This is a genomic window from Streptomyces niger, from assembly GCF_000718305.1.
Classification (GTDB): Bacteria; Actinomycetota; Actinomycetes; order Streptomycetales; family Streptomycetaceae; genus Streptomyces; species Streptomyces niger.
On the sequence record NZ_JOFQ01000013.1, the window covers coordinates 74,930 to 99,052 of the forward strand.

A 24,123-nucleotide genomic window follows, 5' to 3' on the forward strand; every position below is an offset into this window, starting at 1 on the left:
AGACCGGACGCCACGGCGGCACGCTGCCGGGTGGTCATCGGCTGAACCGGTGCCGGTGACCCGCGGGTGAGCGAGAAAGGGGCGCTTCCTCCTCGGAGGAAGCGCCCCGTTACGTCTGTCCGGTCAGCGGGTCACAGGGCCACGCCGAGCAGCGCGTCCACGGCCCGGGACACCAGGCCCGGCGCGCCCTCGTCGGTGCCGCCCTCGGCCTGCTGCCGCTCGGCCCAGCGGTCGACGGCGGCGAGCGCGGCCGGCGAGTCCAGGTCGTCGGCGAGCGCCTCGCGCAGCTCCTCCAGGAGCGCCTCGGCGGACGGGCCGTCGGGGCGGGAGACGGCGGCGCGCCAGCGGGCGAGCCGGCCCTCGGCGTCCTGCAGGACCTGGTCGGTCCACTCCCAGTCGGCGCGGTAGTGGTGGGCCAGCAGGGCGAGCCGGATCGCGGCCGGGTCGGTGCCGTCCCGGCGCACCTTGGAGACGAAGACGAGGTTGCCCTTGGACTTGGACATCTTCTCGCCGTTCAGGGCGACCATCCCGGCGTGCACGTAGGCCTTGGCGAACGGGTGCTCGCCGGTCAGCGCCTGGGCGTGCGAGGCGCCCATCTCGTGGTGCGGGAAGGCCAGGTCGGACCCGCCGCCCTGCACGTCGAAGCCCATGCCCAGGTGCTCCAGGGCGATGGCGACGCACTCGATGTGCCAGCCGGGGCGGCCCCGGCCGAGCGAGGCGCCGTCCCAGCTGGGCTCGCCGTCGCGGGCCGCCATCCACAGCATCGGGTCCAGGGGGTTCTTCTTGCCCGGACGCTCCGGGTCGCCGCCGCGCTCGGCGGACAGCAGCCGCATCGCCTCGGCGTCGAGGTTCGAGACCCCGCCGAAGTGCGGGTCGGACTCGACGGAGAAGTAGACGTCGCCGTCGAGCTCGTACGTGGCGCCCGCGTCGCGGAGGCGCTCCACCAGCGGCACGATGCCCGGTATGGCCTCGACGGCGCCGATGTAGTGCTGCGGGGGCAGCATCCGCAGGGCGGTCATGTCCTCGCGGAAGAGCGCGGTCTCCCGCTCGGCGAGCGCGGTCCAGTCGTCGCCGGTCGCCACGGCCCGCTCCAGCAGCGGGTCGTCGACGTCGGTGACGTTCTGCACGTAGTGGACCTGTCGCTTCGTGTCGAGCCACACGCGCTGCACGAGGTCGAACGCGTTGTAGGTCGCCGCGTGCCCCATGTGGGTCGCGTCGTACGGCGTGATGCCGCAGACGTAGATACGGGCGACGGGACCGGGGGCGAGGGTCACCCGTCCGCCGGTCGCGGTGTCGTGGATCCTCAGGTCGCGGCCCTGACCGGGCAGGGCGGGGACCTCAGAAGCGGGCCATGCATGCATGACATGAGCGTAACCGGACGCAGCTTCCGGATACGAACCGGAGTGTGGTTCTTGGCCTGATCGGCGGTCTTGCGTCTTCGCCCCGGCTGTGCGTCACCGGTCCTGACAGGTCACACCGGGGGCCAGGGAATGGCGGGCCACTCGCCGCCGGGCTGCGGATGGACGCCGGAGCGCAGCATTCCGGCGATCCGCTCGCGCAGCGCGGCGAGCTCGTCGGCGGTGATGCATTCGGCCAGCCGGGCGGCGAGCGGTTCGCCGTCCGCGACCTCGGCGGCCAGCCGCTCCAGCACCGCGACGGCCTCCTCGGTCAGCGGGTCGCCGGCCCAGCCCCACAGCAGGGTGCGCAGCCGGTCCGCCACGTGGAAGGTCACGCCGTGGTCGATGGCGAGGACCCGGCCGTCGGCGGTGGGCAGCAGGTGGCCGCCCTTGCGGTCGCCGTTGTTGATCACCGCGTCCAGGACGGCGAGCCGGCGCAGCCGCGGGTCGTCGGCGTGCACGAGGAGGGCGGTGCGCCCCTCCTCGACCTGCGCGAAGCCGACCGCCTTCCAGCCGGGCTCCGGCTCCTCGGCCTCGACCAGCGCCAGCAGCTCGGGGCTGTCACCCTCGTCGGAGGGGTCCACCCACTCCTGGACCATGCCGCGCCCGTACGGGCCGTCGCGCAGCACCGTGGGCGGGATGAGGTCCCAGCCCGTGGCGCGGGAGATCTCGTACGCGGCGACCTCGCGCTGGGCGAGCGTGCCGTCGGGGAAGTCCCACAGGGGGCGCTCCCCCGCCTCCGGCTTGTACACGCAGTGACCGGTCCGCTCCTCGTGCGTGATCGAGCAGTACAGGACGGCGTTGGACGCCTCGCGGACCCGGCCGAGGACGGTGAGCTCGCCGTGGACCAGGAGCTCTTCGAGCTCGGCGGGCGTCAGGCGTCCCGACGGTATCCGTTCTGGCGCGGACATACGTGTCCCTCCGGGTCGAGCGGCAGGCTGCACAGCGGGCACGGCGGGCGGCCGGCGTTCACGACCTCCAGGGCCCGCTTGGCGAAGGCGCGGGCCATGGTGCCGGTGAGCCGGACGCGGAGCATCGGGGGGCCGTTCTCGTCGTCCTGGAGCAGCCGTTCCTCGGCCTCGGCGAGGTCCTCGTCGTTGTCGGCGTCCAGCTCCACCAGCGCCTGGGCCTCGACGATCATGCGCTCCTCGTCGCCGTCCCAGGCCAGCGCCATGGTGCCGACGCGGAACTCCTCCTCCACCGGGCTCTCCAGCGGCGCGGTGTCGTCGATCTCCGAGGGGGCGACGGCCGGCACCGGGGCGTTGCCCCCGCTGCGGCGCACCACCTCGTCCAGCAACTCGTCCATGCGCTCGGCGAGTGCGGCGACCTGGGTCTTCTCCAGGGCGACGCTGGTGGTGCGGCCGGCCGCTGTGGCCTGGAGGTAGAAGCTGCGGCGGCCAGGCAGCCCGACCGTGCCGGCCACGAAGCGGTCCGGCGCGTCGTAGAAGAACACCTGACGGGACAAGGTCCTGCTCCGTTTGCTCGACTGCGGGGATCTGTGGTCACGGAAGAGAATCACAGGTGGCGTGGCGGGCAGCGCCGTCGCACCACCCTACTGCGCCCGCTGATCACGATGCTCCCGCGCCACCACCGATCGCCGCGTCGCGCTCCGCGGAGGCCCCGGAGCCGTCCTCCTTGGGGGCCAGCGAGCCGAGGTCCCCGGTGTCGCCGAGCCGGATCAGGTACGGGCGCAGCGGCGTGTAGCGCACGGCCGTCACCGAGCAGGGCTCGACGGACACCCGCTGGAAGAGGTCGAGGTGCATGCCGAGGGCGTCGGCGACGAGGGACTTGATGATGTCCCCGTGCGAGCACATCAGGTACACCGCCTCGGGGCCGTGCTGCTCCTCGATGCGCGCGTTCCAGGACCGCACGGCCTCCACGGCGCGGTTCTGCATGGTGCGCATGGTCTCGCCGCCGGGGAAGCCGGCGGCGGAGGGGTGCTGCTGGACGGTGGTCATCAGCGGCTCGTCGGTCAGTTCGGCGAGCTTGCGCCCCGACCAGCCGCCGTAGTCGCACTCGTTGATGCCGTCCTCGGTGTGCAGCGGGAGGTCCGGGCGCGCCGACAGCAGCGGGGCCAGCGTCTCCCGGCAGCGCTGGAGGGGGCTGGAGACGGCGGCGACGAGCTCCACGCCGGCCAGCCTGTCCGGCAGCGCGGCGGCCTGTGCGGCGCCCCGCTCGTCCAGGGCGACGCCGGGCGTGCGACCCGCGAGGACGCCGGAGTTGTTGGCGGTGGAGCGGCCGTGCCGTACGAGGATCAGCGTGGGCATGGCGACCAGCCTACGTGCCGGACGTGAGCGGAGGACGTGCCGCCCGGGAGCCGCCCTGGCACGAGTGGGCCCTGGCAGCGAGAATGCCCCATGTGATCGTGGATTGTGCCATCTACCGGAACGGCCGGCGGATCGAGAAGCCGGCGGGATACTCCACCGCGCTCGAAGAAGCCCGCGCGGAGGGGCACTCCTTTTTGTGGCTCGGCATGCACGAGCCCAGCGAGGAGGAGTTCGAGCAGGTCAGCGAGGAGTTCGGGCTCCATCCGCTGGCCGTGGAGGACGCACTCAAGGCCCATCAGCGGCCGAAGCTGGAGGTGTACGACGACTCCCTGTTCATGGTTCTGAAGCCGATCGTGTACGACGACGAGGACAGCAGCATCGGCGCGGGCGAGCTGATGCTCTTCATCGGGAACTGCTTCGTGGTGACGGTGCGGCACGGCGAGGGCAGCCCGCTGGCCGCCGTGCGCCGCCGCCTGGAGCACGATCCGGAGGTCCTCAAGCAGGGCCCGACCGCGGTCCTGTACGCGGTCAGCGACGCGGTCGTCGACCACTACATCGACGTGGCCGCGGAACTCCAGCTCGACCTGGAGGAGTTGGAGGCCGACGTCTTCGCGCCGGTGGGCCCGGACGGCAAGAGCGGTGCGGGCGGCAGGAACACCGCACAGACGATCTACGCCTTCAAGCGCGAGGTGCTGGAGTTCCGGCGGGCCACGGGGCCGCTGGCCGAGCCGATGTCGCGGCTGCAGAACCCGGGCGTACCGTTCGTGCACGAGCAGGCGCGGCCGTTCTTCCGCGACGTGGACGACCACCTCACCCGGGCCAACGAGTCCGTGGAGGGCATGGACCGGCTGCTGTCGGACATCCTCTCCGCGCACCTGGCACAGATGGGTGTGCGGCAGAACGACGACATGCGCAAGATCTCGGCCTGGGCCGCGCTGGCCGCCGTACCGACCATGATCGCGGGCATTTACGGCATGAACTTCGCGCACATGCCGGAACTGAAGTGGACCTACGGCTATCCCGCGTGCCTGCTGGTCATGGCCGTCCTGGAAGTGCTGCTTTACCAGATGTTCAAGCGGCGGGGGTGGCTGTAGCAGCGGACCGCGCGGTGCCGCCCCGGGGCCGCCGGTACACGGCGGCTCTCCGACCGCGAACCGGCCCTCGACCCTCGGCCCTCGGCCCTCGGCCCTCGACCACCGACAGCAGCCGTCCGGCGGCCGTCAGGCGAACTCCGGCGGCTCCCCGGCGGTGGTCAGGCGAACTCCGGTGCCGCCGCGGCCGGGCCGCCCAGCGCGTCCCGTCGTTCGGGCATCCGCAGGGTGACCATCCGCCGCCAGCCGGCCGCCCGCTCGTAGGCGTACAGGGCGTGGATGCCGGCCGCGAGCACCGCCCGCTTCGCGCGGGACCAGCGCAGGATGTGGCCCATCCGCTCCATCACCGCGAGGCTGACGTCGCGGTAGACGGCGATCTCGGCCTGCACGCTCTCGCGCAGGACGCGACGGATCTCCTCGGCGTGCCCCGCGTCGGACAGCCGGAGCAGCTCCTCGTGGCAGTACGCGAGGTGGTTGTCCTCGTCCCTGGCGATCATGCGGACCGCCTTGCCGACCTCCGGGTGGTCGCCGAAGTGCTTCAGGAGCAGCGCCATCTGGGCGGCGGCCCGTTCCTCGGTGATCCGGCTGTGCGCCAGGTACGTGACGATGTCCGACTCGGTCAGCGGCTCGTCGCGCTGCAGCTTCTCGTGCGCCAGGCCGATCCCGCGCCGCTCCAGGAGCATGGTGTAGTCCGCGGCGGCCGGGACCGCGACGGCCTGGAGCCCGCGCCGCCGCAGCAGGGCATTGAAGATCCGGCCGTGCTTCTCCTCGTCCGCGCCGTGCCGAGCCACCTTGCGGGCCATCGCCCGCTGGCTCTCCGGGACCAGCGCGGCGATCCGCCCGTTCTCCCAGCCGCCCTGGGTCTCGCCGCTCGCGGCGATGGAGCAGAACAGCCGGAAGGACTCGTCGTGGTCCAGGATTTCTTGGAAGAGACTCTTCGCCGTGAGCATCGACGGACCTCCATGACTCCACCTCGAACAGGACACCCGCAAAGGAAAAGTCAAGTGCGCTGAGGTGTCCGCGGCAACACGGAGCCCGGCGAACTCGCCCGAACGATGGACCGTGGGCACATATGCGGGGCGTAACCACCCCGACCGTCGGCGCGTTGTGTGGGGTGACGGCCGTGGCGGGGAAGACCCCCGAGCCCCCACCACGGCCGCAGCCCTCCGGCCCTGGGGCCGCCCTCCCGCCCCAGGGCCGTTCCCTGCCGCCTGGCCGGGCCGTCAGGCGAGTCCGGCCCGCTCCAGCGCCTCGGTGCCTGCGCGCAGCGCGGCGATCCGCTCGTCCAGCGTGAAGCCCGCCGGGGACAGCGTCAGCGTCGTCACCCCGGCCGCCGCGTAGGCCTGCATGCGGTCCGCGATCCGCTCCACCGAGCCGAGCAGGGTGGTGGAGTCGATCAGCTCGTGCGGGACGGCCGCCGCGGCGGCGTCCTTCTCGCCGGCCAGGTACTTGTCCTGGATCTCGGCCGCCGCCTCCTCGTAGCCCATCCGCTGCGCGAGCCGGTTGTAGAAGTTCTGCTTGCGGCTGCCCATGCCGCCCACGTAGAGCGCGGTGTACGGGCGGAAGGCGTCGGCGAGCGTGCGGACGTCCTTGTCCTCGCCGACCGCCAGCGGCAGCGTCGGGCAGACGTCGAAGCCCTCCATGGTCAGCCCGGCCTTCTCCCGGCCCGCGCGCAGGTGGGAGATCGCCGTGTCCTGGAGGTGCTCGGCGGCGGGGAAGATCAGCAGCGCGCCGTCCGCGATCTCGCCCGTCTGCTCCAGGTTCTTCGGCCCGATCGCCGCGATGTAGAGCGGGATGCGCTCGCGCTCGGGGTGCACCGTGAGCTTGATCGGCTTGCCGGGGCCGCCGGGCAGCGGCAGCGTCCAGTGCTCGCCCTCGTAGGACAGCCGCTCGCGCGACATCGCCTTTCGGACGATCTCCACGTACTCCCGGGTGCGCGCCAGCGGCTTGTCGAACTTGACGCCGTACCAGCCCTCGGAGACCTGCGGCCCCGAGACGCCGAGGCCGAGCCGGAACCGGCCCCCGGAGAGGGAGTCCAGCGTGGCGGCGGTCATCGCCGTCATGGCGGGCGCGCGGGCCGGGATCTGGAAGATCGCCGAGCCGACGTCGATCCGCTCGGTGTGCGCGGCCACCCAGGACAGCACGGTCGGCCCGTCGGACCCGTACGCCTCCGCCGCCCAGCAGACCGAGTACCCGAGCCGGTCGGCCTCCTGCGCGACGGCGAGGTTGTCCCCGTCCATGCCGGCACCCCAGTAACCGAGGTTGATCCCGAGCTTCATGCGGCTCCCCTCACTCATCGATGACGATCATCCGCCGTCATATGCGATGTCCGGTGCCCGGCGCTACGGATAGCGTCGGATCCATCGGATTACTCATCAGTAATGATGCTGTCCGGGGACTGTAACGCGGGGCCGGGACCAGGCGTAAGACCTGCCTCGGCCGACGCCGTGCCGGACGTTGTCCACAGGCCGCCGCACGGCGTTGTCCACAGGTCCCCGCGAGGCCGGGACGGGCCAGTAACCTCAGGGCGCATGGAGCAAAGGCACCTCGGCCGCACCGGCCTGCGCGTGTCCCGTCTCGGCCTGGGCACGCTCACCTGGGCGCGTGACACCGACGACCGCGACGCCGCCGACCAGCTCAAGACGTTCTGGGAAGCGGGCGGCACCCTCGTGGACACCGCCGACGTCTATGCCGACGGCGGCGCCGAGTACCTCCTGGGCCGGCTCGTGGAGGGCATGATCCCCCGCCGGGACCTCGTCATCGCGACCAAGGCCGGCAGCGTCCTGGAGGCCGACCGCAGGGTCGACGGCTCCCGCCGCCACCTCCTCGCGGCGCTCGACGACTCCCTCCAGCGCCTCGGCACCGACTACGTCGACCTGTGGCAGGTGCACGCCTTCGACCCGTACACCCCGCTGGAGGAGACGCTCCAGGCCCTGGACATCGCCGTCAGCAGCGGCCGGGCGCGCTACGTCGGCGTCACCCACTTCTCCGGCTGGCAGCTCGCCAAGGCCGCCACCTGGCAGCTGGCGGCGCCGGCCGTGCGCACCCGGCTGGCGAGCGCGCAGATGGAGTACTCCCTCCTCCAGCGCGGCGTCGAACGCGAGGTGCTGCCGGCCGCCCTCGACCTCGGTCTGGGGCTGCTCCCCTCGTCCCCGCTCGGCCGCGGCGTCCTCACGGGCAAGTACCGGCATGCCACACCGCCCGATTCGCGCGGCGCCTCCGAGCACTTGGCGCCCTTCGTCGCGCCGTACCTCGACGACGCGGCGGGCCGGATCGTCGACGCGGTCGCCACCGCGGCGGACGGCCTCGCGGTCACGCCGCTGCAGGTCGCCCTGTGCTGGCTCCGCGACCGCCCCGGCGTGACCGCCCCGCTCCTCGGCGCACGCACTGCGCAGCAGCTCAGGGCGGCATTGTCAGTGGAGACCCTTAGTCTTCCTGACGAGATCCGGCGTGCACTGGACGACGTCTCCGCGCCCGTGCACCGCTACCCCGACCACGACTGGAGCACCCTGTGAACACCGACCAGCCCACCGGCGCCCCCGCCCCTGCCGAGGCCCCGGACCCACCGGCCCCGGCGGGCGCCCCCGCCCCCCGGCCGGCCTCGGGGGTCGGCACGGAGGAGCCGGCCTCGGGGGTCGGCACGGAGGAGTCGGCCCCGGGGACGGGCGCGGAGGAGTCGACCTCGGGGGTCGACTCGGCGGGCCCGGCCGCGGCGGAAGACGTCGCGGCGGAAGACGTCGCGGCGGAAGACGTCGCAGCGGCGGACGGGACGGCGGAGACGTCCGGGGACGCGGGCGAGTCGACCGGCACGGATGAGTCGACCGGCGCGGGCGACGGGGGCGCGGCCGGTGCGGAGAGTTCGGCGGGTTCGGCGGGCGCTGCGGGTGCGGAGCGTTCGGCGAGCGCCGCGGGCGCCGGTGGCGGGGCCGCCGGTGGCTCGGTGGGTGGCTCCGGCGGTGCGGGTGGCGGCAAGGCGACCGCGGCCGCGCTGGCTGCCGCGGTGCGGGCGGTCGAGAGCGGCGAGCGATCGGCGGCCTCGTTCTTCAACGAGCCCCAGCGCGGACCGGCTCCGTCCTCCCCGAGCGCACAGCGGACGCCGGGCGCACAGCGGTCGCCGGTGGCTCCGGCTCCCGGGGCCCCGGGCACGGGCCCGGCGGGTCGTCCGGGCGGGCCAGGTGCCGCGGGTGCCGCCGGTGGACCGGGAGGGCCCGGCGGCCAGGGTGGTCCGGCGACGGCCCCCGGTGACGTACGTGGCCCGGCAGGTCCGGCGGCGGGCCCCGGTGGCCCCGCCGGGCCCGGCACACCATCGCCTTCCGGGTACGCGTCGGGACCGGCTGACGGCCCGGGAGCAGGCGGCCCGGGAGCAGGCGGCCCGGGCGCCGGAGGACGGGGAGCCGGTGGCCCGGCGGGAGGCTCGGGCGCAGGCGGCCCGGGGACCAGCGGACCCGCAGGTCCGGGTGGCGGCCCCGGAGGCGGCATGAACGGCCCCGGAGGGAGCATGAACGGCCCCGGAGGGAGCATGAACGGTCCCGGAGGTGCCGGCGGCCCGGGAGCTCCCGGCGGTACGTACGGACCCGGTGGCGGCCCGCAGGGGGCACGGTCGGACGGGCCGCGGGGGACGACCGGTACGGCCACGGCCGGCGGCTCGGCTCGGCAGGCGCCGAGCGGTCCCGTGGCGCCCGGGGTCGCCGGGGCGCGCCAGGTCCTCGCCGCGGGCGGCGCGCCCGAGGCCCTCGCGGAGCAGGCCGTACGGGCGCTCGGCGAGCAGGCCGGTGAGACGCTGCGCGAGGACCCGTGGCGGCTCCTCACCGTGACGGGCGTACGGCCCGAGCAGGCCGACACCTTCGCCCGCGCCCTGCTCGGCGCCGAGTGCGGGCCCGGCGACGAACGCCGCGCCCAGGCGCTGATCGGCTGGCTCCTGGAGCAGGCCGCGCTGGCTGGCCACTCCGCCCTGGAGGCGAGCGCCTTGCGTTCCGCGCTGGCCGCCCGCGCCGTCCCGGACCCGGACGAGGCCCTGCAGACCGCGATCGCGGAGGGCGAGGTGCTGGTGTTCCAGGACGCCCTGGACGACCCGTCGGCGGCGCCGCGTCCGGCGGGCGAGGAGGACGACGAGGAACAGCCCGTCCGGCTGCTCTTCGGCCTCGACCGCTTCGCCATGGCCGAGGAGAGCGTCGCGGACGGCCTCTCCCGCCTGCTCAACACCTTCGAACCGGTCCCGGAGACGGACGAGGAAGCCGCCGCCGACGCGCCCGACGCGCCCGGGGCAGCCACTGAAGCGGCCTCGGCGCCTTCCGGAGGCGGCGACGAGCCCACCGGTACCGACGAGCCCACCGGTACCGACGCGGCGACCGGCACCGACGCATCAGCCGGTACCGGCGGGCGCGGCGCTGCGGGATCCGAATCCGAAGACCCGGCCTCCTCGTCGGAGTACCCGGCGGGACCCATCGAGGACATCGAGGACACCGAGGACGCCGATCGCTTCCTCCCCCGTCCCGTCCGGGTGTCGGCCGCCCGTTGGGAGGCCGTCGCGGGGGCCGCGCCGTCGTCCTCCGCCGGAGCGCTGATCCGGGCCGCCGCGCAGAGCGGCCTGGTCGCGCACACCGGCGGCGAAGCCGCACGCGCCGAGCCCGCCGCGCTGATCGCCGCGGCCCGCGCGCTCGGCCTACGGGCCGTCGGTGCGGCGCACACCGCGGACGGCCGCCGTCGCCTCGCCGACCTCGTCGCCGAGGCCACCACGCACTACGACGCCTCCGGCTTCCCCACGTCCGCCTCCCCCGCCGCAGCGGCCGGCGCCGCGCCGGCCGGCACCGCCGCGGAGCCCTCCCCCGCCGCCGTCACGCTCAGCGGGCTGCTCGCGGGGCGCGAAGGCCCCGGCCGGGACGCGGACGGCTCGCTGGCCCTGGACCTGCTCGTCGTCCTGGACGCGCCGCAGCTGGACCTGGAGGCCGCCGCGCTGCTCATCGAGTCGCTGGCCGACGGCGCCCGCCTCGTCCTCAGCGGCGACCCCGGCGTGCTCTGGTCCGCCGGCCCCGGGCGGCTCTTCGCCGACCTGCTGGCCGCCCGCTGCTGCCCGCAGGTCGCCTCCCGTACGCCCGACTTCGGGCCCATCGGCGAGCTGGTCTCCGGCATCGGCATCGGCGAACTGACTCAGGTCGAGGCGCCCGAGAAGGAGGTCGTGATAGTCCCGGTGCGGGACCCCGGCGAGGCGGTGCACCGTACGGTGCAGCTGGTCGCCGACTCCGTACCGCGCGCGATCGGCGTGCCGACGGCGGAGACCCAGGTCATCACCGTGGGCCACGGCGGCGCCGCCGGCACCCGCGCGCTCAACGCCGCGCTCAAGGAGCGCCTGAACCCCGGCCCGGGCCGGTTCGGCGGCTTCGATCCCGGCGACCGCGTGGCGTACAGCCCGGCGCCCGGCCGTACGGTGCCGGGCCAGGTCACCGGCGCGGACGCGGACGGGCTGCGGCTGGAGTGCGGCGGCGCGCCCGTCGTCGTACCGCGCGAGCAGGTGGCGGGCGGCGCGCTGCGGCACGGCTGGGCGCTCACCGCGCACCAGGCGGTGGGGATGCGCTGGCCGGCGGCCGTGGTCGTGGTGCCGGGCGACGCCGCCCCCGGGCTGACCCGCTCCTGGGTCTACACCGCGTTCGGGCGCGGTGAGCGGCACCTGTCCGTGGTCCAGGGCGCGGACCAGGCTTTGCCCCGCGCGGTGGCCGAGATCCCTGCCAAGGAACGCACCACCCGCCTGCGTACGCTGCTCCAGCTCCAGCACACCCAGTGGGAGACGGAACCGGCCTGAGGCAGCACCGCTGGGGCCCGCCCGCAGCACGACGGGCGGGCCCCAGCAGCCACTCACGGCAACCACTCGCGCTTCCCCGGCCGGACCTGGTCGGTCCCGTTCAGCGGTCCCGCAGCCCCGGTCAGCCCGGTCCCTCAGTCCCGGTCAGCGGTCCCGCCGTCCCGGCCGGTCCCCGGTCAGCGGTCCCGCTCCACCGCCTCCAGGGCCGATCCGCCGTCACGGTCGCCGGGGTCCGGGCGGCTTCGGCCCCGGCCGGAGGGGCCGGCGGAGTCGTCGTCCAGGAGGTCCCCGCCGGGGTCGTCCGGTACGTGGGCGATGTGGTCGTCCTCGTCGTCGAAGCCCAGTTCCTCGTCGAAGACGGAGCTGACGTCGAAGCGGCAGACGACGCGCTGCGGGTCGGCCTGCTCGAAGGGGGCGGACAGCCACTCGCCCGGCTCCGGGGGCTCGTCCGCCGCCGCGACCCAGAGCGTGGAATCGCCCTCCTCCAGGCCGAACTCCTTGTGCCGGGAGGCGATCTCGTCGGGCTCGTACTCCCCGAAGAGCACGCCGAGCGCCGCGTGCACGCTGCTGCCGACCACGGCGGACGCCGCGTTCCCGCCGGGCTTCGCCGAGCTCTGCGCGGCACCCGGCTCCGTGGCGGAGCCCGGATCGAGGTCGGCGATGCGCTGCGCCTGCGACAGCAGCCGCTGCGGTTCCACGACGGTGTAGTCCCGGCGGATCAGCACGCTGAGCGCACTCGGCTCCTCGGGCCCCGCGTACGCGGGCAGCCCGTCGCTGCCGGGGATCTCGAAGGGCGTGACCTCGTCGTAGGTGTCGTAGAGCAGCTCGTCGTACGCCTCGGCCGCCGCGGCCAGTTCGTCGAACGCGGCGTAAACGGCGGCATCGTCCTCACCCGAGCGACGCTCGACCGCGTCGAGGTGACGGTCCAGCGCGGCTTTGACCGCCTCGGCGGCGGCACGTACCTCGGCAGCGGAGGGCTGCGCAGCATCAGACATAGTGCAGACGCTATCCGTACCCGGGCCGGTCCCGCACAATAGATGCGATGCCGGAATATGAATTCTGCGATGTGTATGTGCCGCGGGGCGTCTCCCGCAAGGCCGCCACACGCCTGCTGACCGATCACGCCGAGTACGGACACTGGGAGTTGGACCGCCTCCGCCTGAACCCGGACGGCAGCCGCAAGGTACGGCTGCGCCGCCGGATCATCCGCCAGATTCGCGCGACCTGGTGACACGGGCCCGTACGGGCCTGCGTCACCCCCGCTGCCGCGTCGAGCGGGGACAGAAGGCTGCCCCGCCCCCGTTTTCCGGAGGCGGGGCATCACTCGGAGACGCGGATTTTCCCTTCCCATTTGTCCCGGTTCGGGGGGTGGGGTGACGAGAAGGCGAACCGTCTCCCATCGCGCCGGAAAAGGCCGATTCCCTACGCGCGTCGGCCGATAACCACCCTTCGCGAGCCCTCCACGGCATCACGCACGACGACTCCCGACGGCATGACATAAGGCGGGCCTCGACTGCATCACGCACGACGGCCTTCGACAGCCTTCGACGGCCTCACGTCAGACGGTGCTCGCCAGGCCGGCGGCCTCTCGACACCACAGGACCGGAAGCGGCAGGTCCGGCTATTCGCCGCGCGCCCCACTCGCCGTGCGGGCCTTGCGGTACAGGATCACACCCGCGCCGAGCAGCGCCGCGCCGGCCGGAAGCAGCGTGCCGACCGGGCCTGGGCCCGTCTCCGCGAGCTGTTGGCGCCCGGCGGGCCGGGGGTCGGCGGCGGGCGTGGTGACGATCTCGTGGTGCGAGCGCGGCGGCGTCTGCGGGTGGACGTCCCCGCCGCGGTCACCACCGCCCGGGCGCGACGGCTCCTCCGAGTTCCCGGACTGCCCCGGGTGGTCGGGCTGACCGGAGTGGTCGGGCTGACCGGGGTGGTCAGATTCACCAGGGTGGTCAGACTCACCGGGGTGGCCTGGCTCACCCGGGTGGTCCGACTGACCCGGGTGGTCCGGCGAACCCGGGTGGTCCGACTGACCCGGGTGATCCGGCTCACCAGGGTGTTCCGGCTCGTGCCGCGGGGGCGGGGTGTCGTCGCCCGGCGACTGGGGCGGGCCCGGCTCGTCCGGGTGGCCCGGCGACTCGGTGGAGCCCTTGCCGCCGCAGTCGTTGCCGGTGGCGGGGTTGAGTCCGCCGACGACGTTGACGCTGTTGCCGCAGATGTTGACCGGTACGTTCACGGACACCTGGACGGTGTTCCCCGAGCCGACGCCCGGGGAGTCGTGCGTGCCCCCCTGGGCCCCGGCCGAAGGGCCCGAGCCGTGGCCGTGCTGCGCACCCGAGGCTTTTCCGCAGCGGTTGCCGGTGGCCGGGTTGAGCACGCCGACGACGTTCACGGTGTTCCCGCAGACGTTGACCGGAACGTCGACCGGGACCTGGACCGAATTCCCGGACAGCACTCCCGGCGAATGAGCGGTCGCGCCGCTCGCGCCCGAATCCGCATGTGCGTAGCCCCCCGAAGCGGCGAGTGCGCCACCCGCGGCCACGATGGTGATCAGGCTTTTTCTCGCGACCTTACGCATAGGTCGTCCCTTCCCCATTTCGCTTTTCGAAGGGCGGACGGAGCGTGGGTTTCCGTCCCCCCGGAGTGGACGGTCGTGGGTGTCCGTCCACCGAAAGCCGGTCGGCCCCGGAGCGCATGGCATGCGCTGCGGAGCCGACCGGATCACCTCCCCCTGGGGGTGACGCGCAACGTCACTTGTTGACGCAGGTGTTGCCGAAGGCGGGGTTCAGCAGCCCGATCACGGAGATCGTGTTGCCGCAGGCGTTCACCGGCACGTGCACCGGGACCTGAACGACGTTGCCGGAAAGGACACCCGGCGAGTGGACGGCAGCCCCCTGCGCGCCCGAGTCGGCAACGGCCAGACCCGCACCGGCGAGCACCAGACCACCAGCAGCAGCCGCAGCAGCGACGACCTTCTTGATCATTGTTCCTCCTTGTAGGCAGTGCGACCACAAACTTCGGGCCGCATTTCCTGTAACGAGGAAGGCGTAATGAAGCTACGAGCCTATGGTTGCATTCACTCTTTTCAGTTAAGTGCTCACGTAAGGCTGAGCTCGGTTGACGACTGTGGTGGACAGCGGCGTCAGCCCCGCGCATCTCCTTGTCCCCGCTCGGTGGCCGCGTGACCCGGCAGGGTGACCGCTCAGCTCTGGTCGATGAACCGGTCCAGTACGCGCACGCCGAACTTCAGGCCGTCCACCGGCACCCGCTCGTCCACGCCGTGGAACATGCCGGCGAAGTCCAGCTCCGGCGGCAGCTTGAGCGGCGCGAAGCCGAAGCCGCGGATGCCGAGGTCGTCGAAGTGCTTGGCGTCCGTGCCGGCGGAGAGCATGTACGGAATGGCCTTGGCGATCGGGTCCTCGGCCTGCAGCGCCGACTGCATGGCGTTCACCAGCGCGCCGTCGAAGGTGGTCTCCAGCGCCTTGTTCGCGTACACGGGCTCGCGCTTGACCCGCGGCCCGAGGAGGCGGTCCAGGTCGGCCTCGAACTCCTCCTCGAAACCGGGCAGGAAGCGCCCGTCCACGTACGCGGTCGCCTGCTGCGGGATCACGTTGACCTTGTACCCGGCGTCGAGCTGGGTGGGGTTGGCGGTGTTCTTCAGCGAGGCGCCGATGAGCTTGGCGATGCCGCCGAGCTTGGCGAGCGTCTCGTCCATGTTCTCCGGGTCGAGCTCGGTGCCCAGCGCGTCGGAGAGCTCGTCGAGGAAGTGCCGCAGGGTCTTGGTCACGCGGATCGGGAACTCGTGCCGCCCGAGCCGGCCCACGGCCTCGGACAGCTCGGTGATCGCGTTGTCCTTGTGGATCATCGAACCGTGGCCGGCGGTGCCGTCCACGGTCAGCTTCATCCAGTTCATGCCCTTCTGGGCCGTCTCGACGAGGTAGAGCCGCAGGTTCTCGTTGACGGTGAAGGAGAAGCCGCCGACCTCGCTGATCGCCTCGGTCACGCCCTCGAACAGGTGCGGGTGCTCCTTGACGAGGTGGCCGGCACCGTAGACGCCGCCCGCCTCCTCGTCCGCGAGGAACGCCAGCACGATGTCGCGCGGCGGCTTGCGCCCGGAGCGGAGCCGGTCGCGGACGACCGCCAGGGTCATCGCGTCCATGTCCTTCATGTCGACCGCGCCGCGGCCCCACACGCACCCGTCGGCGATCTCGCCGGAGAAGGGGTGGTGGGTCCAGTCCACGGCGTTGGCGGGGACGACGTCGGTGTGCCCGTGGATCAGCAGCGCGGGGCGCGAGGGGTCCTCGCCCGCGATCCGGGCCACGGTGGAGGCCCGCCCCTTGTGGGACTCGAAGATCTGCGGCTCCAGGCCGACCTCGGCCAGCTTCTCCGCCACGTACTCGGCGGCGGCCCGCTCACCCGGACCCGAGTGGTCGCCGTAGTTGCTCGTGTCGATCCGGATCAGGTCGCGGCACAGGTCGACGACCTCGTCCTCGCCGGTGACGGCCGGGACCGGCTTCGTCGCGTCCGGTGCGGGCTTCGACTCGCTCACGCTGCCTCCTCATGCTTCACGGCCGCGGCTCGCGCCGGTACGCGCGGTCACCGCGGCGGGGGTCTTCGGCCATCCTCTCTCTCCCCGGGCCGGGGCCCAAGGCCGCCATACTCCCGACACACGCTGGTCACAGGCGTGCCGGCGGTGAGCGGTGCGGCGTAGGCGGCTGCCGGGCCGGCGCGCCCTCCGAGGCGCCCGGACCGGCCCCTGGGCCGAGCGCGTGATCGACCACCCCCAAATGTTTGCTATGGTTTTCCACGTCGGAAGGGCGCAGACGGCCCGCCCGACAGACACCTTGTCCGGGTGGCGGAATGGCAGACGCGCTAGCTTGAGGTGCTAGTGCCCTTTATCGGGCGTGGGGGTTCAAGTCCCCCCTCGGACACCAACCGGTTCCCCGCGGTCTCCCCGAGACCGTGGGGAATCGTCGTTTCCGGGTCCGTACGAGCACCCGCACGAGCCGCCGCCTCGGCCGCACCGCCGGCCGTACGCTGCGGGCCGTGCGCCCCGTGAATAATCCGGTGCGCCGTGTCGGACGTGCTCATTACGCTGCGCGGGCCGGACGGCCGACGGACGAGTACAGCACGGGAGGGCTGCCTTGGGCGGCACGGAGAAGGTTCTGGTCTTCGACGCGGACGACACCCTCTGGGAGAACAACGTCGTCTTCGAGCGGGTCATCGAGGAGTTCCTGGACTGGATGACCGACCCGGAGATCGGGCTGCGGCTCGGCCGGGAGGGCGTCCGCGCGGCGCTGGACGCCGTCGAGGCGGCGAACGCGAAGACGCACGGCTACGGCAGCAAGGTCTTCCTGCGCAGCCTGGGCGAGTGCCTGGCGCAGCTGCACGGCCGGGACGCCACCGCCGAGGAGCTGGCGCGGATCGCGGCGTGGGCGGCCTCGTTCGACGGCGGCATCGTGGAGCTGATCCCCGGGGTCGCCGAAACGCTCGCCGAGCTGGCCGCCCGGTACGAGCTGCTGCTGCTGACCAAGGGCGACACGGAGGAGCAGCGGCGGAAGGTGGACAACTCCGCGCTGGCACACCACTTCCGGGGTGTGCACATCGTCGCGGAGAAGGACGTGGGCACCTACCGGAACCTGGCGGCGGAGTACGCGCTGACGCCGGAGGCTGTCTGGATGGTCGGCAACTCCCCCCGGTCCGACATCCTGCCCGCGCGGGCCGCCGGGATGAACGCGGTGTTCATCCCGCACGACCACACGTGGGTGCTGGAACACGGTGAGCTGGACCCGGCGGACGAGAAGGTGCTGCGGCTGACCGCCTTCACGGAGCTGCTGCACCACTTCTGAGGCGGCTGCCCGGTGTCCTGAGGGGGCTACTCCATGGGCGGCATGCCTTCCGTCGCGTCGGGGGCCTGGGGCGGGTTGCCCAGGTCCAGCGTGCGGGTGATGCCCACTTCGGCCAGGAATCGTTCGTCGTGGCTCACCACGATCAGCGCTCCTTCGTAGGCGTCGAGTGCGGCGACCAGTTGGCGCACGGACGCCAGGTCGAGATTGTTGGTGGGCTCGTCGAGCAGCAGCAGCTGCGGGGCGGGCTCGGCGAGCATCAGGGCGGCGAGCGTGGCGCGGAAGCGTTCGCCGCCGGAGAGGGCGGCGGCGGGCAGGTCGGCGCGGGCGCCCTTGAAGAGGAACCGGGCCAGCCGGGCCCGTACGCGGTTCTCGGTGGCCTGCGGCGCGAACCGGGCGACGTTCTCCGCGACGGTCAGCCGGTCGTCGAGCACGTCCAGGCGCTGGGGCAGGAAGCGGAGCGGTACGTGGACCGCCGCCCCGCCCGCCGCCGGGGCGAGCTCACCGGTGACCGTGCGGAGCAGGGTGGTCTTGCCGGAGCCGTTCGGTCCGACGAGCGCGAGCCGCTCGGGGCCGCGCAGCTCCATGGTGACCCGGGTGCCGCAGCGGGTCGTCAGGTCCCGGAGGGTGAGCACCTCGCGGCCCGGGGGTACGGCGGTGTGCGGCAGGTCGACGCGGATGGTGTCGTCGTCGCGGACCGCCTCGGCCGCTTCGTTGAGCCGTTCCCTGGCCTCCTGGAGCTTCTCGGTGTGCATGATGCGGTACTTGCCCGCCGAGACCTGGGCCTGGCGCTTGCGCTCGTTCATGATGACCTTGGGCTCGCGCTTGTTGGCGGACATCTTGTTGCCGTAGCGGACCCGGCGGGCCAGTACGACGTGCGCGCCGGTCAGCTCCCGCCGCTGGCGCTGCACGTCGGCCTCGGCGACCCGCACCATGCGCGCGGCGGCCTCCTGCTCGACGGCGAGCGCCGCTTCGTAGGCGCTGTAGTTGCCGCCGTACCAGTGGACCTCGCCCGCCCGGAAGTCGGCGATCTGGTCGACCAGGTCGAGCAGTTCCCGGTCGTGGCTGACCACGACGAGCACGCCGGACCAGCGCTCGACCGTCTCGTACAACCGGGCGCGGGCCCGGCGGTCGAGGTTGTTGGTGGGCTCGTCGAGCAGCAGCACGTCGGGGCGGCGCAGCAGCAGGGCGGCCAGCCGGAGGAGCACGGATTCGCCGCCGGAGACCGAGCCGAGGGTGCGGTCCAGCTCGATGCCGTGCAGGCCGAGCTGGTCGAGGGTGGCGCGGGCGCGCTCCTCGACGTCCCAGTCGTCCCCGACGGCGGTGAAGTGCTCCTCGCTCGCGTCGCCGGCCTCGATGGCGTGCAGCGCGGCGCGGGTGCGGGCGATGCCCAGGACCTCGTCCACGGAGAGGGTGGCGTCCAGGGCGAGGTGTTGCGGCAGGTAGCCGATGTCGCCGGTCGTCTTCACGCTGCCGGCGGTGGGGGCGAGCTCACCGGCGACGAGCTTGAGCAGGGTGGACTTCCCGGCGCCGTTCAGGCCGATGAGACCGGTGCGGCCGGGGCGGACGGTGAACTGGAGGTCGTCGAGGACCTTCGTGCCGTCGGGCCAGGTGAAGGACAGGTCGGTGCAGACGAGGGAGGCGGTGCGGCCGGCACGGTCGTACATGGATGACATACAGGTCTCCTGAAGCGGGCGTGGGCTGACGGGAACAGCACAGGGAGACACCGCTGGAGCGGGGGACCGTGAGGTGCCGGCCACCGGGGAGGCGTACGGAGATGTCGCACGCATCGCGCGTACATGTCCGCGTACGCGGGGCAGCTGGTCGGCCGTCTTGTGGGCACGAAGGCACGCCGAAGTCGGGTCACGCGCTGGAACCAACGCGGTGTCTCAGAACCTCAGGCGAGCAGCAACGGCCTTCTCCTGTCGACGGCAATGGGGCCGGAATTGACGCTACGCCGAGCGCGGCGAAAACGCAAATGCTATTTTCGTAGCGTTTACGCGGAACACCGCGCCCGGCGGGACGGCGGACGGCGTCCGCCGCGGCGTCACGCGCGCGGCCGCAGCCGGACCCGCGCCGGACCCTTGGCCTGCAGGGTGATGCCCGCACCGACCGGCACCTCGGCGTCATCAGCGGCCTCCAGGTCGTAGGCGCGCAGCAGCGTCGCCAGCGCCAGTACCGACTCCAGCATCGAGAAGTGCTGGCCGATGCAGGCCCGCGGACCGCCGCCGAAGGGGAACCACGCGTAGCGGTGTCGCCCGGCCGACCGCTCCGGCGTGAACCGCTCGGGATCGAAGCGCTCCGGGTCCTCCCACAGGTCCGGATTGCGGTGCGTGACCCAGGGGGCGACCACGACGTCGGAGCCGGCCCGGATGCGGTAGCCGCCGATCTCGGTGTCCGCGACGGCCCGGCGGCCGACCACGGGGGCGGCCGGGTAGAGCCGCATGCCCTCCTTGAGCACCCGCGTCAGGTACGGCAGCCGCTCCAGGTCGGCGGCGGTGGGCGCGCGCTCGCCCAGCACCTCGTCGGCCTCCCGCTGGACGCGGGCCCGTTCCTCCGGGTGGCGGGCGAGCAGGTGCAGGGTGAAGGCCATGGAGGTCGCGGTGGTCTCGTGGCCGGCGAGCAGGAAGACCAGGACCTGGTCGCGGATCTCGGTCGCGTCCAGGCTGCCGTCCTCCTCGCTGCCCGCCTGCGCGAGGAGGGTGAGCAGGTCGTCGCCCACGGGGCCGTCGGGGGCCGCGCGGCGCTCGGCGATGATCCGGTCGCAGACCGCGTACACCTCGCCGATCGCGGCCATCGCACGGCGGTTGCCGGGCGTCGGCCACTCGCGCGGCAGGTTCACGGGCGCGTACGCGCGGCTCAGCGCATAGTCGTTGATGACCGGGAAGGAGCGGTGGATGACCTCGACGGCGGCCTCGACGTCGGCCCCGAAGAGGATGCGCGCGACCGTCCGCAGCGCCAGCCGGCTCATCTCTTCGATCAGGTCGACGCCCTCCCGCCCGTGCCAGCGCGCGGTGACCGCGGCGGCCTCCTGGGCGATGGCGTCGGCGTACCCGTCGACCCGGCGCTTGGTGAAGAGCGGCTGCACCAGCCGGCGCTGCCGCAGGTAGTCGGCGTCCTGGCTGGTCAGCAGGCCGTTCCCGAAGGCCACCCGGACCTCTTCGTAAAAGGGGTTGTCCTTGCGGAAGTTCGCCGACTCCGTGGCGAGCACCTGCTGCACACCCTCGGCGGAGAACACGCCGTGCACAACGGTCCGCAGCCCGGGCGGCCCCGCCGAGATGCGCACCACGTCACCGTGGTCGCGGCGGGCCCGGAGGAAGGCCCCGAGGGAGTCCTGCTGCAGCTCGAACATCGACCCGAGGAGGGGCAGGCCCTTGGGTCCGGGGATCGCCTCTACGGGGCGCGCCTCGGCGTGCACATCGGTATCAGTTCCGGTCATGCCTCCGGTCCTACCCCAATCCCTCTCCCGATACGACGAGTTGAGGGCCACACCCGGGGGCCGGTCGGACCGGCGGCGGTGGCCCGTACCATGGACCGGTGATCAACAAGCGTTCCCGCCGACCCGCCGACCGGGCCGCCTCCTGCCGCGTCACGGTGTGCCGTGGCTGCTGCTGCGGCGACGCGAGCAAGATCCCCGGCGTCGACCACGCGGGCCAGATTCCGCGGCTGCGCGCGGCGCTGGACGGTGCAGCGCCGGTGCGCGCCTCGGAGTGCCTGGACGTCTGCGACCAGGCGAACGTGGTCGTGGTCCAGCCGTCGCCCGAGGGGCGTGCGGCGGGCGGCCGGCCCGTCTGGCTGGGCCTGGTCAACGACGACGACGCGCTGGCGGACATCGCGGCCTGGATCCGGGCCGGCGGCCCGGGCATCGCCGAGCCGCCCGGCGTCCTCGACCTGTACGCGATCAAGGTCTCCCGCCGCGTCAGCGAGGGCCTGCCGGGCTGAGGGCGGCCGGGGGCTGCGGTCGCGACCGCGGCCGTCATGGCCGGCGCTCCTCCCGTGCGTCGTTTCCGCATCCCTCGCGTACGTCGTTTCCGCGTCCCTCGCGTACGTCGTTTCCGCATCCCTCCCGTGCGGCGTCTCCGTACCCCTCCCGTACGGCGTTCCCGGGCGACAACCGCGGCTCGGCGGTGGTCGCCTTCTCCGCCTTCTTCGGCTTGTCCGTCTTCTTCAACTTGGCCACCTTGTCCAGCCTGTTCAGTTTGTTCAGTTTGTCCAGCTGGAACGCCTCGTTGCCCAGGCCGATCCGGGCGTGCACCCAGGGACGGACGGCGCGCAGCACGCGGCCGTGCACGAGTCCTGCGACGGCGGCGAGCCCCATGACGGCGGGCAGCCACCGGACGAGCGGCCGGCCCGCGCCGGGCCCGGCCAGCACGCCGAAGTCCTTGACCGCGTAGATCAGGACGACCAGCAGGGCGAGGCCGGCGACGGCGGCTGCGGTGAGCCGGCCGGCCTGGGCACGGCCCGCGCCGCGGCGCACGAAGAAGGCGATGACCGCCGCGCAAGAGGTGGCCATCAGGGCGATGACCCCGAGGGCGCCGAGGCTGCCGCCCCAGGCGAAGAGGCGCAGGACGGGCGTGGTGGGGTCGCCCGCCGGCCTCCGGTCGGTGACCGCGAACGCCACGACGACCAGCAGCGACACGACGGTCTGCAGGAGCGACCCGAGGGCCGGGGCCCCGCCGGTCTTCGAGGTGCGGCCGAAGGGGGCGGGCAGCAGGCCCTCGCGCCCCATGGCGAAGGCGTAGCGGGCCACGACGTGGTGGAAGCTGAGCATCGAGGCGAAGCTGCCGGTCACGAAGGACACGCGCAGGACGTCGGTGAGCAGGCCGCCGAGGCGGGGCTCGGCGAGCGCGAAGAGCAGGCCGGGTCCCTCCTCGCCCGCGGCGGCCACGACGTGGTCCGGGCCGGTGGCGACCCCGAGGAGCCAGGAGCCGGCGGCGAGGAGGACCGCGGAGAAGCCGACGGCGAGGAACATCGCGCGGGCCACGGCGGTCCGGGGCCGGCTGGTCTCCTCGGCGTACACCGGGGCCTGTTCGAAGCCGAGGAAGCCGGCGACGGCGAAGCACAGGGCCGCGCCGAGGCTGGTGCCGCCGAGCGTCGTGGGGTCGAAAGCGTGCAGGGTGAGGCCCTGCGGGCCGGGCCGCGCGGCGAAGGCGAGACCGAGGACGACGAGGAGGGCGACCTCGGCGAGGAGCAGGGCGCCGAGTACTCCGGCCGTGAGGCCGATCTTCCGGGCGCCGAGGGCGCCGGTGAGCAGGACGGCGAGGACGGCGGGGACCCACCACGCGACGGTGCTGCCGAAGAGCGTGCCGAGCAGCGCGGCGCAGGTGAAGCCGAAGAGGCCGTGGATGCCGACCTGGAGGGCGGCGTAGGCGGCGAGCGCGACGAAGGACGCGCCGGCGCCCACGGTGCCGCCGAGCCCCCTGGCGATGCCGGCGTAGAGGGCGCCCGCGTTGTGCACGTGCCGGCTCAGCTCCGCGTACCCCGCGCTGAACAGCGCCATGACCACGCCGAGGACGACGAACAGCAGCGGCTGCCCGACGACGCCCGTCACCTGGTACGCGGTCGCCATGACGCCGGCCACGACCATCAGCGGTGCGCCGGCGGCCAGCACCGACAGCAGGAGGCCGGGGGTGCCGATGCGGTCGGCGCGCAGGGCGCGTTCCTGGCCTTTGAAGGTGCTGATCTCGTGCGGGGCGCCGGTCGGCATGGCGGAGCGGTCCTTTCCGGGGCGGCGGATCAGGTGACCCGCAGGGCGATGTCGCGGGCGGCCCGGAAGGCACGCACCGGGTCGCGGGCGGGGTAGCCCCAGGGCTCGGCGGTGACGTACGGGCCGATGCGGTGGAAGAGGGCCGCCGCCTCGGCCAGGCGCCCTTCGCAGTACTTGGCGTGGGCGAGGAAGTTCAGGTCGACCTTGCCGCGCGGGTGGCCGGCGCCGCCCTCCCACTCCAGCCACCAGTCGAAGGCGGTCTTCATGGCCTGGCGGGCGCGACGGGTGACCCAGTGGCCCGATGCCACCGGGTCGGCGGGCTCCAGGCCCGCGGCGGCCAGGACGCGGTACCGCTCGGCGTGCGCGACGACGGGCAGGACGGCCAGCGGGGAGTCCTCGGGGGCCTGTTCGACGGCCCAGGCGGCGAAGTCGTAGACCTGGTGCAGCGGATCGTCGGTGTCGCCCTGCTGGTGTTCGGCGAGGCAGGCGGCCATGAGGTGGTGGGCGTGGTGGTGGCCGGGGTGGCGGGCGCGTACCTGGTCGAAGGCGTATTCGCAGGCGTCGGGGGTGCCGGTGGCGCGGGCCAGCGACAGGGCGGCGAGCCAGGGGGTGGGGTCGGCGGGCGCCAGCCGGGCGGCGGCCAGGCAGCTCTCGTGGGCGATCTCGGTGGAGGCCCGGCCGCGTAAGGCCCGGTGGACGGTGGCGGTGGCGAGGAAGGCGGCGGCGTCGGGGCTGTCGGGCTCGGCGAGCTGCCACTCGCGGGCCCAGACGCCGCCGGAGCGGGCCGCGCCGAGCGCCATCAGGCGGTGGCCGCGGCGGTCCCAGTCGGTGCCGGTCGCGGCGAGGAGGGAGCGGGCGACGGTCCAGCGGCCCCGGTCGAGGGCGTCCAGGGCCGCGGCCAGCTCGGCGTCGTCGAGCGCGGCACGGACCGCGGCGGGGTCCTTGCGGCGGGCGCGCCCCAGCGGTGGGGGTGGGGGCGGTGGAGTCATGCGAGGCGTCTCTCCACGGCGCTTTCCCTCCGCAAC

Annotated in this window: 20 protein-coding genes and 1 tRNA gene; 7 read left to right on the forward strand and 14 right to left on the reverse strand. The window is 73.5% G+C overall.

The features are described from left to right. Positions 1 to 131: 131 nt before the first annotated feature. From mshC to IF20_RS24580, 4 genes are all read right to left on the reverse strand, one after another. On the reverse strand, positions 132 to 1,361 hold the full coding sequence (mshC, locus tag IF20_RS24565; protein ID WP_052867466.1) for a cysteine--1-D-myo-inosityl 2-amino-2-deoxy-alpha-D-glucopyranoside ligase: 1,230 nt from the start codon (positions 1,359 to 1,361) through the stop codon (positions 132 to 134). A 110-nt stretch (positions 1,362 to 1,471) separates the two neighbouring features. Then, the gene (locus IF20_RS24570; protein WP_052867467.1) at positions 1,472 to 2,308 is read right to left on the reverse strand and encodes an SCO1664 family protein; all 837 of its coding nucleotides are present in this window, start codon (positions 2,306 to 2,308) and stop codon (positions 1,472 to 1,474) included. After that, positions 2,272 to 2,862: a DUF3090 domain-containing protein gene (locus tag IF20_RS24575; RefSeq protein ID WP_052867468.1), complete on the reverse strand. Its 591-nt coding sequence runs from the start codon at positions 2,860 to 2,862 to the stop codon at positions 2,272 to 2,274. The genes IF20_RS24570 and IF20_RS24575 overlap by 37 nt, the downstream gene beginning before the upstream one ends. Positions 2,863 to 2,965: 103 nt before the next feature. Beyond that, positions 2,966 to 3,664 carry a histidine phosphatase family protein gene (locus tag IF20_RS24580; RefSeq protein WP_052867469.1) on the reverse strand — a complete coding sequence of 233 codons (699 nt, stop codon included), beginning with the start codon at positions 3,662 to 3,664 and terminating at the stop codon, positions 2,966 to 2,968. 83 nt (positions 3,665 to 3,747) lie between these two features. On the opposite strand from IF20_RS24580, the gene corA reads away from it, so the two are divergent. Then, entirely contained in the window at positions 3,748 to 4,758 is a 1,011-nt protein-coding gene (gene corA, locus IF20_RS24585; protein WP_052867470.1) for a magnesium/cobalt transporter CorA, read from the forward strand. A 158-nt stretch (positions 4,759 to 4,916) separates the two neighbouring features. On the opposite strand, the gene IF20_RS24590 is transcribed toward corA, so the two are convergent. Together IF20_RS24590 and IF20_RS24595 are read right to left on the reverse strand one after the other, a co-directional pair. After that, positions 4,917 to 5,705: a hypothetical protein gene (locus IF20_RS24590; RefSeq protein WP_052867471.1), complete on the reverse strand. Its 789-nt coding sequence runs from the start codon at positions 5,703 to 5,705 to the stop codon at positions 4,917 to 4,919. A 273-nt stretch (positions 5,706 to 5,978) separates the two neighbouring features. After that, entirely contained in the window at positions 5,979 to 7,034 is a 1,056-nt protein-coding gene (locus IF20_RS24595) for an LLM class F420-dependent oxidoreductase (protein WP_052867472.1), read from the reverse strand. 252 nt (positions 7,035 to 7,286) lie between these two features. On the opposite strand from IF20_RS24595, the gene IF20_RS24600 reads away from it, so the two are divergent. Next, the gene (locus tag IF20_RS24600; protein ID WP_052867473.1) at positions 7,287 to 8,270 is read left to right on the forward strand and encodes an aldo/keto reductase; all 984 of its coding nucleotides are present in this window, start codon (positions 7,287 to 7,289) and stop codon (positions 8,268 to 8,270) included. A gap of 983 nt (positions 8,271 to 9,253) precedes the next feature. Next, positions 9,254 to 11,551: a helix-hairpin-helix domain-containing protein gene (locus tag IF20_RS24605; RefSeq protein WP_407702550.1), complete on the forward strand. Its 2,298-nt coding sequence runs from the start codon at positions 9,254 to 9,256 to the stop codon at positions 11,549 to 11,551. 176 nt (positions 11,552 to 11,727) lie between these two features. Here the strand turns inward: IF20_RS24605 and IF20_RS24610 are convergent, their stop codons facing one another. Beyond that, the gene (locus IF20_RS24610) at positions 11,728 to 12,546 is read right to left on the reverse strand and encodes a hypothetical protein (RefSeq protein ID WP_052867474.1); all 819 of its coding nucleotides are present in this window, start codon (positions 12,544 to 12,546) and stop codon (positions 11,728 to 11,730) included. A gap of 47 nt (positions 12,547 to 12,593) precedes the next feature. Between IF20_RS24610 and IF20_RS24615 the strand changes: the two genes are divergently transcribed. Continuing rightward, the gene (locus IF20_RS24615; RefSeq protein WP_030252120.1) at positions 12,594 to 12,782 is read left to right on the forward strand and encodes a DUF5703 family protein; all 189 of its coding nucleotides are present in this window, start codon (positions 12,594 to 12,596) and stop codon (positions 12,780 to 12,782) included. A gap of 390 nt (positions 12,783 to 13,172) precedes the next feature. On the opposite strand, the gene IF20_RS40745 is transcribed toward IF20_RS24615, so the two are convergent. The 3 genes from IF20_RS40745 to IF20_RS24630 all read right to left on the reverse strand — a co-directional run bounded on the left by IF20_RS40745 (position 13,173) and on the right by IF20_RS24630 (position 16,094). Next, a complete protein-coding gene (locus IF20_RS40745; RefSeq protein ID WP_052867475.1) occupies positions 13,173 to 14,123 on the reverse strand; it encodes a chaplin in 951 nt (316 codons plus the stop codon). Between the two features lie 172 nt (positions 14,124 to 14,295). Then, positions 14,296 to 14,529 carry a chaplin ChpH gene (gene chpH / locus IF20_RS24625; RefSeq protein WP_052867476.1) on the reverse strand — a complete coding sequence of 78 codons (234 nt, stop codon included), beginning with the start codon at positions 14,527 to 14,529 and terminating at the stop codon, positions 14,296 to 14,298. A gap of 218 nt (positions 14,530 to 14,747) precedes the next feature. Beyond that, the gene (locus IF20_RS24630; protein ID WP_052867477.1) at positions 14,748 to 16,094 is read right to left on the reverse strand and encodes a M20/M25/M40 family metallo-hydrolase; all 1,347 of its coding nucleotides are present in this window, start codon (positions 16,092 to 16,094) and stop codon (positions 14,748 to 14,750) included. A gap of 297 nt (positions 16,095 to 16,391) precedes the next feature. On the opposite strand from IF20_RS24630, the gene IF20_RS24635 reads away from it, so the two are divergent. After that, positions 16,392 to 16,479 (forward strand) — tRNA-Leu (locus IF20_RS24635). Between the two features lie 210 nt (positions 16,480 to 16,689). Next, entirely contained in the window at positions 16,690 to 17,394 is a 705-nt protein-coding gene (locus tag IF20_RS24640) for an HAD family hydrolase (RefSeq protein WP_052867478.1), read from the forward strand. A 26-nt stretch (positions 17,395 to 17,420) separates the two neighbouring features. Here IF20_RS24640 and IF20_RS24645 read toward each other — a convergent pair whose 3' ends face one another. Beyond that, positions 17,421 to 19,067 carry an ABC-F family ATP-binding cassette domain-containing protein gene (locus tag IF20_RS24645; protein WP_052867479.1) on the reverse strand — a complete coding sequence of 549 codons (1,647 nt, stop codon included), beginning with the start codon at positions 19,065 to 19,067 and terminating at the stop codon, positions 17,421 to 17,423. A gap of 371 nt (positions 19,068 to 19,438) precedes the next feature. Further along, complete coding sequence (locus IF20_RS24650; protein WP_052867480.1) at positions 19,439 to 20,830, reverse strand: cytochrome P450; 1,392 nt, start codon at positions 20,828 to 20,830, stop codon at positions 19,439 to 19,441. A 98-nt stretch (positions 20,831 to 20,928) separates the two neighbouring features. On the opposite strand from IF20_RS24650, the gene IF20_RS24655 reads away from it, so the two are divergent. After that, positions 20,929 to 21,333 carry a (2Fe-2S) ferredoxin domain-containing protein gene (locus IF20_RS24655; protein WP_407702551.1) on the forward strand — a complete coding sequence of 135 codons (405 nt, stop codon included), beginning with the start codon at positions 20,929 to 20,931 and terminating at the stop codon, positions 21,331 to 21,333. Positions 21,334 to 21,367: 34 nt separating this feature from the next. Here IF20_RS24655 and IF20_RS24660 read toward each other — a convergent pair whose 3' ends face one another. Beyond that, entirely contained in the window at positions 21,368 to 23,098 is a 1,731-nt protein-coding gene (locus IF20_RS24660) for an APC family permease (protein WP_234426806.1), read from the reverse strand. Between the two features lie 29 nt (positions 23,099 to 23,127). Then, positions 23,128 to 24,087, reverse strand: a complete 960-nt coding sequence (locus tag IF20_RS24665) for a hypothetical protein (RefSeq protein ID WP_052867481.1) — start codon at positions 24,085 to 24,087, stop codon at positions 23,128 to 23,130. Positions 24,088 to 24,123: the final 36 nt, after the last annotated feature.